The following is a 1,529-nucleotide window of genomic DNA, read 5'->3' as shown; positions in this document are numbered from 1 at the left end:
CGTGCCCGCCGAGCGCAGGGCGACGTCGATCTCCGCGGTGTCGCGCCACACGCCCGGTGTCCGAACGGTCCGCCGCAACTAATTCCGGGAGCGGTCAAACCCGGCATCATCCCGCTGCGACCGCTGACGCTTGGCGACATCTTCAACGGCGCGGTCGGCTACGTCCGCGCCAATCCGAAGGCGGCTTTGGGCTTGACCGCCATCGTGGTGGTGTTCATCCAAATCGTCACGAAGGCCGCCGTTTTCGGACCGTTGGCGGCCTACGGCAGGTTGACGACCGACCACGCCAAGGAGCTGACCACCGGGGTCGTGGGCGCGTGGCTGACGTCGATGGGCGCCGGCGTGGTCGTCGCCTGGCTGGGCGGCATGCTGTTGTCCGGAATGCTCACCGTCATCGTCGGGCGGGCGGTGTTCGGGTCGCCGATCACCATCGCAGAGACGTGGGCCAAGATCCGGGGCCGCCTGGTGCCGTTGTTCGGTCTCGCGGTGCTCGAAGGCGCGGTGATGGCGGTTGTCGCCGGCCTGGCGGCGGTGATCGTCGCGGTGCTGGCGGCTATCGGCAACCCCGCGGTGTATGCGGACGGGCCCGTCGTTCGTCATGGGGTCCATCCTGTCGGTGGTCCGGGCATTTCTCAATCATGGTGGGGCGGTCGGCGCGTAGCGTCTCTGGCATGGCCGAACTCAAATCCCGGCTGCGGGCCGACCTGACCGACGCGATGAAGAGCAAGGACAAGCTGCGCACGGCGACCCTGCGCCTACTGCTCGCCGCGATCCAAACCGAGGAAGTTTCCGGCAAACAGGCCAAAGACCTCTCCGACGAAGAAGTCATCAAGGTGCTGGCGCGGGAGTCGCGCAAGCGTGCCGAATCGGCGGAGATCTACACCCAGAACGGCCGCGGGGAGCTCGCCGCCAACGAGCACGCCGAGGCGCGGATCATCGACGAATATCTGCCGACGCCGCTCACCGAGGCCGAGGTGGCCGACGTCGCGGACACCGCCATCGCCCAGGTCGCCGAGGAGATCGGCGAGCGCCCGAGCATGAAGCAGATGGGCCTGGTGATGAAGGCGGCCACCGCGATCGCGGCGGGTAAGGCCGACGGCGCCCGATTGTCGGCGGCGGTCAAGGAGCGGCTGTAGGGACCACCACCCGGGTGCCGTCCGGGCCCCGCCTGGTGACGCGCCGGGCGTCGAGCTGCTCCAGCAAGGGCACGGCGACCCGGCGGGTGGTGCCGAGCGCGCGGCGCGCGTCGCTGACGGTGAACGGCTGGGGCAGCGTCGCGAGGATGCCCGCCGCCCGGTCCAGCGCGCCGGACCCGAGCACGACGCCGTCGGCGATCCGGGTCAGCCGCCCGGTGCGCACCGCGGCGGCCAGCTCCCGGGGCCCGAGCTTGAGCTCGGCCAGTTCGTCGGCCTCCGGTGCCCGAAAGGGCTCAGCGGCCAGCCACTCCTCGATGGTGCGCACCGCCTTGTCGACCCGGGCCGGCAGGGCCGCCCCCGGCGAGCGGACCAACCCGTCGACCACCTGAAGGC

The 1,529-nt window shown here is 70.8% G+C and carries 2 protein-coding genes and 1 pseudogene; 2 read left to right on the top strand and 1 reads right to left on the bottom strand.

Features of this window, described 5'->3' with window-relative positions:
- Positions 1–66: 66 nt before the first annotated feature.
- Together A5697_RS28465 and A5697_RS19290 are read left to right on the top strand one after the other, a co-directional pair.
- Positions 67–570: pseudogene (locus A5697_RS28465) on the top strand (hypothetical protein); the annotation flags it as partial.
- Positions 571–671: 101 nt separating this feature from the next.
- Complete coding sequence (locus tag A5697_RS19290; RefSeq protein WP_067945379.1) at positions 672–1,136, top strand: GatB/YqeY domain-containing protein; 465 nt, start codon at positions 672–674, stop codon at positions 1,134–1,136.
- Here the strand turns inward: A5697_RS19290 and A5697_RS19285 are convergent.
- Positions 1,120–1,529, bottom strand: a 410-nt coding sequence (locus tag A5697_RS19285; RefSeq protein ID WP_197501066.1) for a SelB C-terminal domain-containing protein, incomplete at its 5' end; no start/stop codon positions are given. The genes A5697_RS19290 and A5697_RS19285 overlap by 17 nt on opposite strands.

Origin of the sequence: Mycobacterium sp. E3251 (assembly GCF_001666835.1) — a bacterium.
Classification (GTDB): domain Bacteria; phylum Actinomycetota; class Actinomycetes; order Mycobacteriales; family Mycobacteriaceae; genus Mycobacterium.
The sequence above is the reverse complement of the archived record's forward strand: the minus strand, read 5'-3'. Positions and strand labels throughout refer to the sequence as shown.

Excerpts from the sequence above, each read along its gene's own strand:
- A5697_RS19290 (WP_067945379.1), top strand. The coding sequence starts at position 672 with ATGGCCGAACTCAAATCCCGGCTGCGGGCCGACCTGACCGACGCGATG.